This is a genomic window from Cereibacter azotoformans (assembly GCF_021391315.1).
Taxonomy (GTDB): Bacteria; Pseudomonadota; Alphaproteobacteria; order Rhodobacterales; family Rhodobacteraceae; genus Cereibacter_A; species Cereibacter_A azotoformans.
Genome location: NZ_CP090022.1, coordinates 119,553 through 134,126, shown reverse-complemented (window position 1 = coordinate 134,126; position 14,574 = coordinate 119,553). Strand labels below are relative to the sequence as shown.

At 69.2% G+C, this 14,574-nt stretch carries 13 protein-coding genes; 10 read left to right on the top strand and 3 right to left on the bottom strand.

Features of this window, described 5'->3' with window-relative positions; genetic code table 11:
- The first annotated feature begins 341 nt into the window (after nucleotides 1–341).
- From LV780_RS15720 to LV780_RS15680, 9 genes are all read left to right on the top strand, one after another.
- The gene (locus tag LV780_RS15720) at nucleotides 342–737 is read left to right on the top strand and encodes a PCC domain-containing protein (protein WP_233864142.1); all 396 of its coding nucleotides are present in this window, start codon (nucleotides 342–344) and stop codon (nucleotides 735–737) included.
- A 338-nt stretch (nucleotides 738–1,075) separates the two neighbouring features.
- Nucleotides 1,076–1,807, top strand: coding sequence for an IclR family transcriptional regulator (locus LV780_RS15715; protein ID WP_233864140.1), 732 nt, complete (start codon nucleotides 1,076–1,078; stop codon nucleotides 1,805–1,807).
- Entirely contained in the window at nucleotides 1,804–2,898 is a 1,095-nt protein-coding gene (locus LV780_RS15710; RefSeq protein WP_011910102.1) for an ABC transporter substrate-binding protein, read from the top strand. Before LV780_RS15715 ends, LV780_RS15710 begins: the two co-directional genes overlap by 4 nt.
- 59 nt (nucleotides 2,899–2,957) lie before the next feature.
- A complete protein-coding gene (locus LV780_RS15705; RefSeq protein WP_011910103.1) occupies nucleotides 2,958–4,676 on the top strand; it encodes an ABC transporter permease in 1,719 nt (572 codons plus the stop codon).
- Nucleotides 4,669–5,745: an ABC transporter ATP-binding protein gene (locus LV780_RS15700; protein ID WP_108220722.1), complete on the top strand. Its 1,077-nt coding sequence runs from the start codon at nucleotides 4,669–4,671 to the stop codon at nucleotides 5,743–5,745. The genes LV780_RS15705 and LV780_RS15700 overlap by 8 nt, the downstream gene beginning before the upstream one ends.
- 1 nt (nucleotide 5,746) lies before the next feature.
- Entirely contained in the window at nucleotides 5,747–6,934 is a 1,188-nt protein-coding gene (locus LV780_RS15695) for a CaiB/BaiF CoA transferase family protein (protein WP_108220721.1), read from the top strand.
- On the top strand, nucleotides 6,931–7,773 hold the full coding sequence (locus tag LV780_RS15690; RefSeq protein ID WP_117345058.1) for an HpcH/HpaI aldolase/citrate lyase family protein: 843 nt from the start codon (nucleotides 6,931–6,933) through the stop codon (nucleotides 7,771–7,773). The genes LV780_RS15695 and LV780_RS15690 overlap by 4 nt, the downstream gene beginning before the upstream one ends.
- The gene (locus LV780_RS15685; protein ID WP_117345059.1) at nucleotides 7,770–8,774 is read left to right on the top strand and encodes a hydroxyacid dehydrogenase; all 1,005 of its coding nucleotides are present in this window, start codon (nucleotides 7,770–7,772) and stop codon (nucleotides 8,772–8,774) included. The genes LV780_RS15690 and LV780_RS15685 overlap by 4 nt, the downstream gene beginning before the upstream one ends.
- A 10-nt stretch (nucleotides 8,775–8,784) precedes the next feature.
- Nucleotides 8,785–9,462, top strand: a complete 678-nt coding sequence (locus LV780_RS15680; protein WP_117345060.1) for an RraA family protein — start codon at nucleotides 8,785–8,787, stop codon at nucleotides 9,460–9,462.
- Nucleotides 9,463–9,595: 133 nt separating this feature from the next.
- Here LV780_RS15680 and LV780_RS15675 read toward each other — a convergent pair whose 3' ends face one another.
- The 3 genes from LV780_RS15675 to LV780_RS15665 all read right to left on the bottom strand — a co-directional run bounded on the left by LV780_RS15675 (nucleotide 9,596) and on the right by LV780_RS15665 (nucleotide 13,071).
- Complete coding sequence (locus LV780_RS15675; protein ID WP_117345061.1) at nucleotides 9,596–10,969, bottom strand: aspartate aminotransferase family protein; 1,374 nt, start codon at nucleotides 10,967–10,969, stop codon at nucleotides 9,596–9,598.
- 16 nt (nucleotides 10,970–10,985) lie between these two features.
- Complete coding sequence (locus LV780_RS15670; RefSeq protein ID WP_108220717.1) at nucleotides 10,986–12,479, bottom strand: NAD-dependent succinate-semialdehyde dehydrogenase; 1,494 nt, start codon at nucleotides 12,477–12,479, stop codon at nucleotides 10,986–10,988.
- A 115-nt stretch (nucleotides 12,480–12,594) separates the two neighbouring features.
- Nucleotides 12,595–13,071 carry an Lrp/AsnC family transcriptional regulator gene (locus LV780_RS15665; protein WP_101340909.1) on the bottom strand — a complete coding sequence of 159 codons (477 nt, stop codon included), beginning with the start codon at nucleotides 13,069–13,071 and terminating at the stop codon, nucleotides 12,595–12,597.
- Between the two features lie 58 nt (nucleotides 13,072–13,129).
- On the opposite strand from LV780_RS15665, the gene ehuR reads away from it, so the two are divergent.
- Entirely contained in the window at nucleotides 13,130–14,515 is a 1,386-nt protein-coding gene (gene ehuR / locus LV780_RS15660) for a MocR-like ectoine utilization transcription factor EhuR (RefSeq protein WP_117345116.1), read from the top strand.
- Nucleotides 14,516–14,574 lie beyond the last annotated feature (59 nt).

The following is a 14,574-nucleotide window of genomic DNA, read 5'->3' as shown; positions in this document are numbered from 1 at the left end:
TGAACCCAGCGGCCAACTTGCCTGACGGTTTCGGCCAACTTGGTTGTCGCTCATCAGGGCCGTCGTCGCGGATCGCAACGCGCGGATGCGGTCTCGGCAAACGGAGCGCCTGAGGGCATCCCTTCCGAAGTGAGGTCGGCCCCGGACAGTCGGCAAAGCTAGTGCCGTTGATGGACGGGACGGGCAGCGTGCCAGGAAAGAGGGAACGGTGCAGCGCGCTTTCAAGGCGAAGTGGCCTTGGAGGCGATCGGCGGGGACGCGACGATCGTCGAACTGGTGGCGACGCACGCTCTTCGTGCCGGTGGCGGGTCGGTCTCAGGGCGGCGATCCCGTCGTGGCCCGTGCGCCCGAGCGAGGATCTGGTCGAGGCGCTGGAGGCCGTCGCCGCCCGCCACGGCATCCGCGAGGGAAGAATTCGCAGCCTGATCGGCAGCACGGTCGGCGCGCGCTTCGAGGACGGGCCTGCAATCGACGACGTGCGCTCGGAAATTCTCGGCCTGGATGGCCGCTTTGGCAGGGACGCCGCGGGCGGGACATGTCTCGATCTCAAGTTCGCGCTGATCGGCACTGTGGGGCGGATCCACCGTGGCCGTCCCAGCCGGGGAGAGAGCCTGGTCCTGATCTGCGCCGAGGTCTTCATCGAGCGGCTGAAGGCCGCCCAGAAGCTCCTGTCCCGCCACACGTCCCGGGACGTGATGGCCGAGCATGCCGAGCTTTTCGTCACCTGGGCGGCGTGAGCCGACAAGCAGTCCCGGCGCCGAGGCCGAGGTTCCTAGCGGCGCCCGGATCGTTGTCCGGGTCACGGTCGGGCGGCTGTCTCTTCGAACTTGGCCTTCGTGACTGCCTTGCGGCGCATGCGAGGTGTCGCGCGAAGGCTGTCGCACGCCCACCACTGCAAGATTGCCTGGTCTTGGCCGCTCGCTTCATGACCTGCAGGGCGGCTCCCGGCGAAAATCAGCAGCCAGGCCCTCGCGGCGCGTTGACGCAGAATGAGAAGTTCATTATAGTGCAGATGTTCAGTATAGTGAACAGCAGAGGGGTGTCAAGCGGGATGAGCGGCAGAGGCGTCGAACGGATGCTCGATCTGTTGGAGTGGCTGGCCGAGACGCCGGGCCCCTACGGGCTGTCCGCGATCTCGACCGCTCTCGACATGCCCAAGTCGAGCACCCTTCTGATGCTTCGGTCGCTGACCGAGCGGGGCTATCTGGAGCGCCTGCCTGCGGGCGATTACGCGCTGCGCCGCCTGCCGGGCGACGGCGCGGCCGGGCAGGGGGCGCTTCTTGCGCTGGTCGGGCCCTATCTCGCGCGCGCGGTGGAGGAGACCGGCGAGAGCGGCTTTCTCGCCGTGCTTGAAAAGGGCCAGATCCGCTATCTGAACAAGATCCTGCCCGCGCGCGAGATCCGCTACGACCGCGACATCTCGATGACGCGCGCGGCCCACAAGGTGGCCAGCGGCGTGGTGCTGCTCGCGGCGGGAGACGATGCGGCGCTCGAGGCCCATGCCGAGGCCGCGGGCCTTTCGGACGAGGAGCGGGCGGCTCTCCTTTCGGCGGTCGACAAGGCGCGGGAGGCGGGGTTCTTCCTCAATCTGAAGGGCGTGGTCGAAGGGGCGGCAGGGGCCGCCTCGGTCATCCGCGACGCGACCGGCCGGCCGGTCGGCGCCATCAACATTTCCGGTCCGCAACCGCGACTGGCTGCCCATGCGGCGCTGGTCGGAGCGGCCGTTCTGAAGACTGCCACCGAGGTGACCGAGGAGTTGCGCCGCCGTGGCAGCCGAATTTCCAAGGGAGGAGAAGGAAAACCATGACCATGGTGAAGACGCTGGCGCTTGCGCTGGCCCTGGGCGCGCCCGCCGCGCTCCATGCACAGGACCTGCCCGACTATTATCCGGCCGACTATTCGGCGCTGGTCGAGGCGTCGCGTGGCGAGTCCGGCGTGATGATCTATTCCAACATGGCCGACAACAACTGGGCGCCGATCCTCGAGGGCTTCCGCGCCAAATACCCCTGGATCAGGGTCGAGACCGTCGATCTCGGCTCGGGGACGGTGCATTCGCGCTGGGAGGCCGAGAAGGGCTCGAGCACCCGCACGGCCGACATCCTGGTTTCGGGGGCGAACGACCGCTGGGCCAGCTACGGCAAGGAAGGGCTGATGGAGGCCTACGAGAGCCCCGAGTTCGCCCATCTGCCGGACTTCGCCAAGCCCTATCCCGGCGTCTCGGTGATGTCCTCGGATCCGCTGGTCATCACCTACAACGCGGCCCTCCTGTCCGAGGACCAGCGTCCGACCGGCTTTGCCTCGCTGGCGGCGGCCGCGGTGGCCGATCCCGGCACCTTCGACGGCCGGATCACCACCTATGACGCGGCGCGCAACAGCTTTGGTCTGGCGGCCTGGTGGAACTATCTCGATGCCAAGGGCGAGGCCGGCTGGACCGACCTGCGCGCCATCGGCCCGATGATCCGCGGCGAGACCTCGGGCGGGCCGATGAACGAGAAGATCGCGACCGGCGAATATGTGATCGGCGTGGCCGTCTCGGGCATCACCATCTTCCCGCGGCTCGAGCAGCCGGGCGGCGAGATCCTGGGCTTCGCCTTCCCCGACGACGGCACCATCATGATGCTGCGCGGCATGGGCATTCCGAAGGGCGCGGCCAACCCGAATTCGGCCAAGCTGTTCCTCGATTACGCGCTCTCGACCGAGGGCCAGACGCTGATCGGCAAGGGTGGCCTCGTGCCCTACCGCGAGGATGTGCCGGAGGATCAGGTCCGCTACACCTATCAGGGCATCGGCGAGATCGTCGGCGCCGACAATCTGGTCATCGCGGGCTTCGACGAGCGGCTGATCTCCGAGGCGGGGGCCTTCTCGGAAAAATTCACCGCGGCCCTGTCGGGCAAGTAACGCTTTCGGGGCGGCCCGCCGGCTGGCAGCCGCCCCCTTCAACCCCGCAAGGTATTCCGATGACGGATCTCTCCGAAACCGGCCGTGCAGCACGGCCGATCGACAGGTCACGCCTGATCTACTGGGGCGTCGCCTCGCTGACGACCGTTCTGGTCCTTGGCCCGATCCTGCCGATCGTCACCCAGGCCTTCCTGGACAAGCCGCTTTATGACGGCACCGCCGGCTTCACCTTCGAGAACTTCGCCCGGCTGGTGCGCGAGCCCGGCATGGCGCAGGTCTTCTTCAACACCTTCTACTTCGGCGCCCTGACGATGATCATGGCGCAGGTCTTCGGCGCGGTCATGGCCGTCCTCGTCGGCCGGACCAACCTGCCCGGCCGCAAGTGGATGGGCGAGATCTTCATCTGGCCGCTCTTCGTGTCGAACCTCGTGATCGCCTTCGGCTGGTTCACGATGTACGGCCCCTCGGGCTTCATCACCCTTGCCGCCAAGGGCTGGCTCGGCGGAGCGCCGTGGAACCTCTATTCCGTCACCGGCATGGGCATCGTCGCGGGCCTGAGCCAGGCGCCGCTGACCTACCTGATGTGCCTCGCCGCCGTCACCAAGGCCGACCCGCAGCTCGAGGATGCGGCGCGCTCCACCGGCGCCGGCCCCTTCCGCGCGCTCTGGTCGGTGACCATCCCCATGATCCGCCCGGCGTTGATCTATTCCGCCGTGCTGAACTTTGTCGTGGGCATCGAGATGCTGGCCATCCCGCTCCTGTTCGGCGGCCCCTCGGGCATCCAGACCGTGACGACCTTCCTCTACGACAAGGGCATCAACGCCGCCGTGCGGCCGGAATACGGCATCGTCGGAGCGGCCGCGATCATCCTTCTGGCCATCGTGGCGGCGCTGGTCTGGCTGCAGGGCCATCTGATGAAGGCCTCGGGCCGCTTCGTCACCGTCCGTGGCAAGGCGAGCCGGCCCTCGACGCTGGATCTGGGCGCGTGGCGCTGGCCCGCCTTCGCCTTCGTCTTTGCCTTCGTCTTCTTCACCATCCTCGCGATCTTCGGCGGGATCTTCCTGCGCTCGGCCGTGACCTTCCTCACGCCGCTGATCCCGTTCTGGAAGGTGATGACGACCGCGAACTTCGATCTGGTCTTCGGCTCCTCGACCTATGTCCGCTCGATCGTGAACTCGGTGGTGGTGGCGACCGTCGGGGCGGCCATCGGCACCTTCTTCATCGCCGTCGTGGCGCTCATCGCGCGCCGGTCCGACTTCCGCTTCCGCCGGCCGCTTGAATATGTGGCGCTGTTCCCCCGCTCGCTTCCGGGGATCATCGCGGGCCTCGGCTTCTTCTACGCCGTGCTGTGGCTGCCCGGAGCGGACCTGATCCGCGGAACGATCTTCGTGCTGATCCTCGCCTTCATGATCCGTTACATCCCGGTCGGGTTCGGCGCCATCGCCCCCGCCCTGGCGCAGATCGGCGAAGAGCTCGACCGCGGCGCGCGCATCTCGGGCGCCGACTGGTGGACGACCGTCACCCGGATCATCCTGCCGATCCTGAAGCCCGCGCTGTTCAGCTGCTATGCGCTTCTGTTCATCCACTTCTTCAAGGAATACGTCACCGCCGCGTTCCTGTATCAGCCGGGCTCCGAGATCATCGGCACCACCATGCTGCAACTGGTGGCCCAGGGAGACAACGGCCCCGTCTCCGCCCTGGCCACCATCCAAGTCATCATCACGGCGCTGTTCGTCATCCTCGCGCGCCGCCTGCTGGGAGCCAAGATCTATGGCTGATCTCGTCCTCGAGAACCTGACCATCAAGTATGGCGAAGTCACCGCCGTCGAGAACCTGAACATCCATGTGGCCTCGGGCGAGTTCCTGACCCTGCTCGGCCCCTCGGGCTGCGGCAAGTCCACCTCGCTCTTTGCGGTGGCGGGCCTCAACCACGCCACCTCGGGCATCATCCGGGTGGGCGACAAGGTGCTGTTCGACGGCCATCCCCGGAACACGGTGCCGCCCGAGAGGCGCAACATCGGCCTCGTCTTCCAGTCCTACGCGCTCTGGCCGCACAAGACCGTGGCCGACAACCTCGCCTTCCCGCTGATCCTGCGCAAGATGGGCAAGTCGCAGCGCGACGAGCGGATCCGCGAGGCGCTCGGCCTCGTGGAGATGCTGCCCTATGCCGACCGCTTCCCGTTCGAACTGTCGGGCGGCCAGCAGCAGCGCGTGGCGCTGGCGCGGGCGCTGGTCTACCGCCCGCCGCTCCTTCTGCTCGACGAGCCGCTCTCGAACCTCGACGCGAAGCTGCGCGAGCGCGCCCGCGTCTGGCTGCGCGAGCTGCAGGAGCGGCTGAACGTCACCACCATCTACGTGACCCACGACCAGGCCGAGGCTCTGGCGGTGTCGGATCGGATCGCCGTCATGAGCATGGGGCGGATGCGCCAGCTCGGCAGCCCCCGCGACATCTACGAGCGGCCCGCCGACAGTTTCGTGGCCGATTTCATCGGCTCGTCGAACTTCCTCGACGGCCGGATGATCGAGAGCGGCACGGATCAGGCCCGCGTGCGGCTGGCCGACGGCACCGAACTGGTGACGCCGCCCGGGCGCGCCGGTGCGGATGGGGCACTGGTCGTGGCGATCCGCCCCGAGCGGATCGAGGTCGTGCGCGAGCTGGGGCCGAACGGTCTCCGCGCCAGCGTGATGCAGAAGGTCTATCTCGGCTCGGTCTGGCAATATGTCGTCCGCTCGGGCGAGATGGAGTTCCGCATCCAGACCACGTGGGAGATCGACGATCCCACCGTGACCCTGCGCTTCCCGCCCGAACATTGCGCGGTCTTCGCCGAGAAGTTCGCGGGGGCCTGAGATGATCAGCTTCGACGCAAGCCTGCGCGGCCCGCTGCACGGCATCCGTGTCATCGACCTGTCGCGTCTGGTGGCCGGCAACATGACCTCGCTGCAGCTGGCCGACTTCGGCGCGGAGGTCATCAAGGTCGAGCCGCCGCAGGGCGATCCGCTGCGCGACTGGCGCGACGGCGGACAATCGCTGCACTGGAAGACCTACGGCCGCAACAAGCGCTCGATCAGCCTGAACCTGCGCAACGCCCCCGCGATGGAGGCGCTGCGCCGCCTGCTCGCCGGGGCGGATGTCTTCATCGAGAACTATCGTCCGGGCACGCTGGAGGAGATGAGCCTCGGCCCCGAGGCGCTCGCCGAGCTGAACCCGCGGCTCGTCACGCTGCGCATCTCGGGCTTCGGCCAGACCGGGCCTTACGCGAAACTGCCGGGGTTCGGCACGCTTGTCGAGGCCATGAGCGGCTATGCCGCCCGCACCGGCTTTGCCGACCGCGAGCCCGTGCTGCCGCCGCTGGCGCTGGCCGACATGATCGCCGGGATGACCGGGGCCAATGCGGTGATGATGGCGCTTTTCGCCCGCGAGCGCGGCGCGGCGGGGGGGCAGGTCATCGACCTGTCGCTGCTCGAGCCGATCTTCGCCGTGCTGGGGCCCGAGGCCTCGATCTACAAGACCACGGGCAAGATCAAGGAACGGTCGGGCTCCGCCTCGAACACGGTCTCGCCGCGCAATGTCTATCGCTGCAACGACGGCAAGTTCGTAGCGCTCTCGGGCTCGACCCAGACCGTCGCCTTCCGCATCTTCGAGGTGATCGGCCGGCCCGAGATGAAGACCGATCCGCGCTTTGCCAGCAATGCCGGGCGGGTGAAGCACCGCGAACTCGTGGATGCGGCGGTCGCGCAATGGTTCCTGACCCGCAGCCGGGATGAGGCCCTGGCCGAGATGCGCGCGGCCGGCGCCACCGTGGGCCCCGTCTATGACATCGCCGACATCGCCGCCGACCGCCATTTCGCCGAGCGCGAGATCATCGTCGAGGTGGAGGATGCCCGGAACGGCAGCCTGCCGCAGCACAATGTCTTTCCGCGGTTTGCGGCCACTCCGGGCGGCTTCCGCTATCCGGCGCCCGATCTGGGCGAGCACACCGCCGAGATCCTCGCCGAGATCGGCATGACGCCTGCCGATCTGGAGGAGGGCGCATGATCCGCTCGCTGCTCTATGTGCCGGGCAACACGCCCCGCTTTCTGGAAAAGGCCGGCCAGCGCGGCGCCGATGCGGTCATCATCGACCTTGAGGATGCCGTGCCCGAGGCGGCCAAGACCGGGGCGCGCGAGATGCTGGCCCGGTCGGTGCCGATGGTGGCGGCGGGCGGCGGGCAGGTCTTCGTCCGCGTGAACATGTCCGACCGGCTTCTTGACGATGCCGTGGCGGCCACGCAGGCGGGGGCGGACGCGCTCTACCTGCCCAAGGTCAATGACGTGGCGCTGCTGCATCGGCTGGCGGAGCATCTGGCCCCGTTCGAGGGCGGTCGCGCGCCCATGGGCTTCGTGCCGCTGATCGAGGACCCCGAAGGTCTCTTCGAGGCCCGTGCCATCGCACGGGGGCCGCGCGTCCTTGCGCTCTCGGCCGGCGGAGAGGATCTCGCCACCTCGATGGGCGCGAAGCCCACGCCCGAGGTGCTGCGCCAACCCAAGCTCATGATCCATTACGCCGCCAAGGCCGCGGGTGTGATGTCCTTCGGCCTGTTCCGCTCGACCGCCGACTTCTCCGACACCGATGCCATCCGCGCGGCGGCGCTCGAGGCCCGGGATTTCGGCTTCGACGGGGCCAGCTGCATCCATCCGGCGGTGGTGCCGGTGCTGAACGCGGCCTTCAGCCCCTCGCCGGAGGAGCTCGACTGGGCCCGCCGCGTGGTGGCGGCCAGCCGCGAGGAGGCGGCCGCCGGACGCGGCGCCTTCACGCTGGAGGGCCGGTTCATCGACCTTCCCATCGTGACCCGCGCCGAAAGGCTTCTCGACCGCTTCGACAAGGACCAAGCATGACCCGCGCCCCGAACGGCTCCGGCCGCCGCCGCCGCATCCTCGTGACCCACACCCAGATCGCGCAAAGCGCGGTGGATCTGCTGAACGACCATGACATCGACGTGTTCTTCTCGCCGCCCTACGACCCGTCCGATGTGGTCGCGGCCCGCGCGGCCGAGCTGCGCATCGACGCGATGATGGTGCGGCAGGGCCGGATCACGGATGAGGTGATCGGCGCCTCGCCCGGTCTGAAGGTCATCGTCAAGCACGGGGTGGGTGTCGATAATATCGACCTTGCCGCCGCCGAGGCGCGCGGGATACCCGTGCTGCGCTCGATGGGATCGAACTCCCGCGCGGTGGCCGAACATGCGATCGCGCTGGCGCTGATGCTGGTGAAGGAGATCCAGCCGCTGAACGCCGCGGTGAAGGGCGGCGCGTGGCCGAAGCCCACCTTCATCGGCAAGGACTTCCAGGGCGCGACGCTCGGTCTCGTCGGCTACGGCGGCATCGGGCGCGAGACCGCCCGCATGGCCGAGGCGCTGGGGATGGAGGTGGTCGTTCACGATCCCTACGCCCCCGAGGCGGCCGAGGCGGACGGGTTCGCCACCGCCGCCGATCTCGAGGCAATGCTGCCCGCGCTCGACATCCTGAGCCTGCACTGCCCGCTGACGAGTGCCACCCGCGATCTGATCGACGCGCGGCGTCTGGCGATGATGAAGCGCACGGCGGTGATCGTGAACACCGCCCGCGGCGGCATCATCGACGAGGCGGCGCTGGCCGACGCCCTGAGGGCGGGCACCATCGCCGGTGCGGCGCTCGACAGTTTCGCCACCGAGCCGCCCGCGGCCGACAACCCGCTGTGGGAGTTGCCGACGCTGGTGGCCACCCCGCACATCGGGGGCGTCACGGCGGGCTCGTCCCGCGCGATGGCCGAGATCGCCGCGCGCCACATCATCAGCGTTCTGGACGGCAATCCGCCCGACGAACGCGCGCTCGCGCGCCCCGCAGACCTTGCCGCTTGAAGGACCACACATGACCCACGGTTTCCGCATCAAACGCACCTGGACCCGCATCGGAGCCGACATGGTCGCGGCCTTCCGCGACCTGCCGGTGGCCAATGTCAGCGACAGCATGTCCCGTCTGGCGGCCTTCGGCCCCGAACTGCGGCCGATGCACCGCTCGGGCGTGCTGGCCGGTCCCGCCCTGACGGTGCGCTCGCGCCCCGGCGACAACCTGATGCTGCACAAGGCCATCGACATGGCCGAGCCGGGCGATGTCATCGTGCTGGATGCGGGCGGCGACATGACCAACTCGCTGATGGGAGAGCTGATGCTGGCCCATGCCATTCGCCGCGGCGTGGCGGGTTTCGTCCTGCATGGCGCGATTCGTGACGCCGAGGCGATCCGCGAGCGCAACCTGCCGGTCTATGGCTGCGGCATTACCCACCGTGGCCCCTATCGCACAGGCCCCGGCGAGATCGGCCTTCCGATCTCGCTCGGGGGCTCGGTGATCCGGCCGGGTGACCTGATCCTTGGCGATTACGACGGCCTTGTGGCCGTGCCGCAGGACGAGGCCGAGACGATCCTCGCCGCCGCCCGCAAGAAGCATGCGGCCGAGACGCGGCAGATGGCCGAGACCGAGGCCGGCACGCTGGACCGGGCCTGGGTCGACAAGGCGCTGGAGGCGGCCGGCTGCGTCTGGCTGGACTAGCCGCCCGCCCCCGGCCCGGGCCTGCCCGCGCAACGCTCCGGTGGAGCGTTGCGAAGCCCGAACGCCCGCGTGCGCTACGAGTTCGGCACCAGGTCCACGCTCGCGGCCGCCGGATCGCGGTGTTCCGGCTGAACTACCCAAGCACCTTTCTGACCGCCTCCTGCGTGGCGCTCACCACCCTGTCCGCATCCTCCCGCGTCATGCACAGCGGCGGCGCAAAGCCCAGGATGTCGCCCTGCGGCAGGGCGCGGCCGATGACGCCCCCTTCCAGCAGGGCCGCCGACACCGCCGGCCCCACCTTCCGCGCCGGGTCGAAGAAGCGGCGGTCGTCGCGGTCCTCCACGAACTCCACCGCCGCCATCAGCCCGTCGCCGCGCACCTCGCCGACATGGGCATGGTCCGACAGCGCATCGGCCAGCGCCGCGCGGAAGTAGGCGCCCACCTCGCCCGCGTTGCGCACAAGGTCCATCTCGTCGATCAGCGTCAGGTTGGCCACCCCCGCCGCCGCGCAGACCGGATGCGCCGAATAGGTCCAGCCGTGGCCGATCGGGCCGAAGCGGTCCGATCCCTCGACCAGCACCTCCCACATGCGCTGTGAGACGATGGAGCCCGACAGGGGCGCATAGGCCGAGGTCAGCCCCTTGGCGATGGTGATCAGGTCGGGCTCCATCCCGTAATGGACCGAGCCGAACATGGTGCCGAGGCGGCCGAAGCCCGTCACCACCTCGTCGGCCACCAGCAGGATGTCGTATTTCTTCAGCACCGCCTGGATCGCCGCCCAGTAGCCGGCGGGCGGCGGCACGATCCCGCCGGTGCCGAGGATCGGCTCGCCGATGAAGGCGGCGATCGTGTCCGGGCCTTCGGCCAGGATCAGCTCCTCGAGCTTCGTCGCGCAATGGGCGCTGAACTGCTCCTCGGTCTGGCTGCGGTCCTCGCGCCGGAAGTAATAGGGGGCTTCCGTATGCAGCACCGGCGCGAGCGGCAGGTCGAACTGCGCGTGGAACAGCGACAGCCCGGTGAGCGAGCCGGTCATCAGCCCCGAGCCGTGATAGCCGCGCCAGCGGCTGATGATCTTCTTCTTCTCGGGGCGGCCGAGGACGTTGTTGTAATACCAGATCAGCTTGATGTTGGTCTCGTTCGCGTCCGATCCGGACAGGCCGAAATAGACCCGGCTCATGGTCGCGGGTGCGCGCTCGATGATCATGCGGGCGAGCGTGACGCTGGCTTCGGTGCCGTGGCCGACATAGGCGTGGTAATAGGCAAGCTGGCGGGCCTGTTCGGCGATGGCCTCGGCGATCTCGGTCCGGCCATAGCCCACGTTCACGCAATAGAGGCCGGCGAAGGCGTCCAGGCTTTCGCGGCCCTCGGCGTCGGTGATCCGGCAGCCCGTGCCGCCGGTGATCATCCGGCGCGGGGTCTCGCCGCGGGCATGGCTGCCCATGTGCGTCGAGGGATGGAAGAAGTGGTCGCGGTCCCAGGCGTTCAGGTCGTTGTCGCGGTCGAGCATGTTCGTCCTTTCCGGCTCAGGCGGCCGTGTCGATGCAGAGGTATTTCAGTTCGGTGAAGGCTTCGATTCCGTGGCGCGAGCCTTCGCGGCCGAGGCCCGACTGTTTCCAGCCGCCGAAGGGAACGGGGCCGCCGGTGATCTTGACGCGGTTGACCGCCACCATCCCGAACTCCAGCGCCCTTGCCATGCGCAGCGCGCGGGCCCCGTCGCGCGTCACGACATAGGCCACCAGCCCGTAGTCGGTGGCGTTGGCGCGGGCGATCGCCTCGGCCTCGCCGTCGAACGCCAGCAGCGAGGCGACGGGTCCGAAGGTTTCCTCGCGGTGGATCAGCGCCTCGTCGGGGGCGCCGACGAGAAGGGTCGGCATGTAGGCGAGGGGCAGGTCGGGATGGGCGTGGCCGCCGGTGACCAGCCGCGCCCCGCGCGCCAGCGCATCCTCGACCTGTGCTGCGACCTTCGCCAGCGCGCGGGCGTGCATCAGCGGCCCGATCTCGGTGCCGGGATCAAGGCCCGGCCCCACCTTCAGCCGGGCGATCCGCCGGGCAAGGCGCTCGGTGAAGGCGGGCAGGATCGGGCGCTCGACATAGATGCGGTTGGCGGCAAGGCAGTCCTGTCCCGAGGTGGCGAATTTTGCATCCATCGCCAGATCCACCGCGCGGTCAAGGTCGGCGTCGGCAAAGACCAGCATCGGTGCGTGCCCGCCCAGCTCCATCACCAGCCGCTTCAGGCCCGGCGCCGCAGTCGTGGCGATCAGCCGGCCGACCTCGGTCGAGCCGGTGAAGGACAGCGCCGCCAGCCGGGGGTCGGTGCACATCTGCCCGACGATCCCCGCGGCCTCGCCCGGCACCAGGTTCATGACGCCCGGAGGCAGCCCCGCGCGCTCGGCCAGTTCGGCCAGCGCCAGCGCCGACAGCGGGGTTTCGGCGCTGGGATGGACGACGGTCGTGCAGCCCGCGGCCAGCGCGGCGGCCACCTTGCGGGTGATCATCGCGCTGGGAAAGTTCCAGGGCGTCACCACGCCCACCGGACCCAGCGCCTCGCGCCGCACGATCATCTCGACCTCGGGCAGATGCGGGGTCACGCCCTCGACATTCAGGCGGGGCGCCTCGCCGGCATACCAGTCGAGGAATTCGGCGGCATAGGCGATCTCGCCCCGGCTTTCGGCCAGCGGCTTGCCCTGCTCCAGCGTCATGATCAGCGCCAGATCCTCGATCGCCGTCCGCATCAGTTCGGCCCAACGGTGCAGGATGCGCGCCCGCTCCTGCGGAAGGCGGTCGCGCCAGCCGGGGAAGGCCGCGCGCGCGGCGGCGATCGCGGCGTCGGTTTCGGCCGGACCCAGCCGGGCGACGCGCGCGACCAGCGCGCCGCTGGCGGGATCGGTCACGGCGAAATCGGCCGCGTCCGGGGCGGCGGTCCAGCGGCCGCCCACATGCCCAAGGGTGCGCAACAGCGCCCGGTCGGTCAGGCGCGACAGGGCGGGGTGGGGGGTCTGGAGCGGTCGGGCGTTCATGCGGGCCTCCTTCAGCTCCGTTCATCCTGAGCGAAACAGGCAGAGAAGGGGGCCAAAGTCGGGCGGGGGCATGGTCCATCCGGGCGGGCCTGCGGGGGGCGGATGGAGAAAGTCTCTACGGGCCGGCGAAAAGCGCCATCGGCAGCGGGCCGTCCTCCTTGACGGTGCGGGTGACGATGTAGGTGAAATAGCGGTCGATCCCGATCTCGTCGGCCAGAAGCCCGTCGATCAGCCGCTGATAGGCGTCGATGTCGCGCGCCACGACCTTCAGGATGTAATCCACCCCGCCGCCCACCGACCAGCAGGCCAGAACCTCGTCGCGGGCCGAGACCGCGCGCTCGAACCGGTCGAAGTCGGACTGCCGGTGGTTGGCCAGCGTCACCTCGACCAGCACGGTCGCAAAGGGGGCCACGCGGCGCGGCGCGAGCCGGGCGTGGTAGCCCGCGATCAGCCCCGCCTGCTCCAGCTTGCGCAGGCGCAGCCAGCAGGGCGTGGGCGACAGGCCCACCGTCTCGGCCAGCCGCAGCTTGGTGATCCGCCCCTCCCTCTGGACGGCCTCGAGGATGCGCAGGTCGATCGGGTCCAGCTTCATGTCATCCTCCGGCAGGAATGAATTGCAGAATGACATGATTGGCGTCAGCATGGCAATCATGACAATCTGGATGCCCAACCCCGACACCCTGTCCCGTCCCGCCTACCTGTCGCTGGCCGAGCAGTTCGCCCGTGCCATCGAGGGCGGACACCTGCCGCCCGGCGCGCGGCTTCTGCCGCAGCGCAAGCTGGCCGACCGGCTGGGCCTGTCGCTGCAGACGGTCAGCCGCGCCTATGACGAGCTGATCCGGCGCGGGCTGATCCAGGGCGAGGTGGGGCGGGGCTCCTTCGTACTGGGGCCGGGGGGCGAGGCGCGCCAGCCCTACCTGCCCGAGCGGCCGGGCGAGGTGATCGACCTGTCGATCCTGAAGCCGGTGGTCGAGACGCTGCACATGGACCGCCTGCGCGAGGGCTTCGCCTGGCTCGCCGACAATCTTGCGGCGGCCTCGGCGCTGTCCTTCCGGCCCAACATGGTCATGCCCCACCACCGGGCCGTCGCGGTCGACTGGCTGAACGGGCTGGGTGTGCCGGCCGAGCCGTCGGGGATCGTGCTGACGAACGGCGCCACCCCCGCCATCACGGCCGCGGTGATGAGCGCGGCCCCGCCGGGCGCCGGCATCGCCGCGGCGGCGCTGACGCACCACACGCTGAAGCCGCTCTGCACCTATCTGGGCCTGCATCTGGAGGGGCTGGCGATCGACGCCCACGGGCTGATCCCCGCCGCGCTGGACGAGGCCGCGCGCCGCGGCCAGATCCGCGCGGTCTATCTTCAACCCAATGTCATCAATCCCCTGGCGGTGATGATGCCCGCCGACCGGCGCGCCGAACTGGTCGAGGTGATCCGCCGCCACGATCTGGCGATCATCGAGAACGACATCCTGAACATGATGATCGCCGACCGTGCGCCGGCCTTCGCCACGCTGGCGCCGGAACGGACGCTGTATATCTGCGGCTTCACCAAGATCACCGTGCCGGGCCTGCGGCTGGCCTATCTGCACGCGCCGCCGCGCTTTGCCACCGCCGCCGCCAACCGGCATCTGGTCTCGAACTGGATGGCGACGCCGCCGATGGCGGACCTGCTGTCGCACTGGGTGACGGACGGGACCGTGACCGAACTGGCCGCCTGGCAGGCGCGCGCGATGGCCGACCGGCACGCGCTGGCCTGCGAGGTGCTGGGGGCGCAGATGCCCGTCTGCCACCCCAACAGCCTGCATCTCTGGCTGCCGCTGCCCGAGGGCTGGACCGAGGAGGCCTTTGTCGAGCAGGCGCGCTTCATGGGGCTGGGCGTCGCCGCGGGCCATGCCTTCCGCGCCAGCGACAAGGCGCCGCCGCAGGCGATTCGGGTCTCGCTGGGGTCGACCCGCGCCGAGGACCTTCGCCGCGGCCTGTCGCTGATCGCGGGCCTTCTGAAGGACACGCCCGAGCCGCCGTTGCCCACGATCTGAGCGACTTCCTGTCCCGGTTGCTCCGCAGATTGTTATGATATTATTTTCCTTTTGACATG

Excerpts from the sequence above, each read along its gene's own strand:
- LV780_RS15715 (WP_233864140.1), top strand. The coding sequence starts at position 1,076 with ATGCTCGATCTGTTGGAGTGGCTGGCCGAGACGCCGGGCCCCTACGGG.
- LV780_RS15710 (WP_011910102.1), top strand. The coding sequence starts at position 1,804 with ATGACCATGGTGAAGACGCTGGCGCTTGCGCTGGCCCTGGGCGCGCCC.
- LV780_RS15705 (WP_011910103.1), top strand. The coding sequence starts at position 2,958 with ATGACGGATCTCTCCGAAACCGGCCGTGCAGCACGGCCGATCGACAGG.
- LV780_RS15700 (WP_108220722.1), top strand. The coding sequence starts at position 4,669 with ATGGCTGATCTCGTCCTCGAGAACCTGACCATCAAGTATGGCGAAGTC.
- LV780_RS15695 (WP_108220721.1), top strand. The coding sequence starts at position 5,747 with ATGATCAGCTTCGACGCAAGCCTGCGCGGCCCGCTGCACGGCATCCGT.
- LV780_RS15690 (WP_117345058.1), top strand. The coding sequence starts at position 6,931 with ATGATCCGCTCGCTGCTCTATGTGCCGGGCAACACGCCCCGCTTTCTG.
- LV780_RS15685 (WP_117345059.1), top strand. The coding sequence starts at position 7,770 with ATGACCCGCGCCCCGAACGGCTCCGGCCGCCGCCGCCGCATCCTCGTG.
- LV780_RS15680 (WP_117345060.1), top strand. The coding sequence starts at position 8,785 with ATGACCCACGGTTTCCGCATCAAACGCACCTGGACCCGCATCGGAGCC.
- LV780_RS15675 (WP_117345061.1), bottom strand. The coding sequence starts at position 10,969 with ATGCTCGACCGCGACAACGACCTGAACGCCTGGGACCGCGACCACTTC.
- LV780_RS15670 (WP_108220717.1), bottom strand. The coding sequence starts at position 12,479 with ATGAACGCCCGACCGCTCCAGACCCCCCACCCCGCCCTGTCGCGCCTG.
- LV780_RS15665 (WP_101340909.1), bottom strand. The coding sequence starts at position 13,071 with ATGAAGCTGGACCCGATCGACCTGCGCATCCTCGAGGCCGTCCAGAGG.
- ehuR (WP_117345116.1), top strand. The coding sequence starts at position 13,130 with ATGACAATCTGGATGCCCAACCCCGACACCCTGTCCCGTCCCGCCTAC.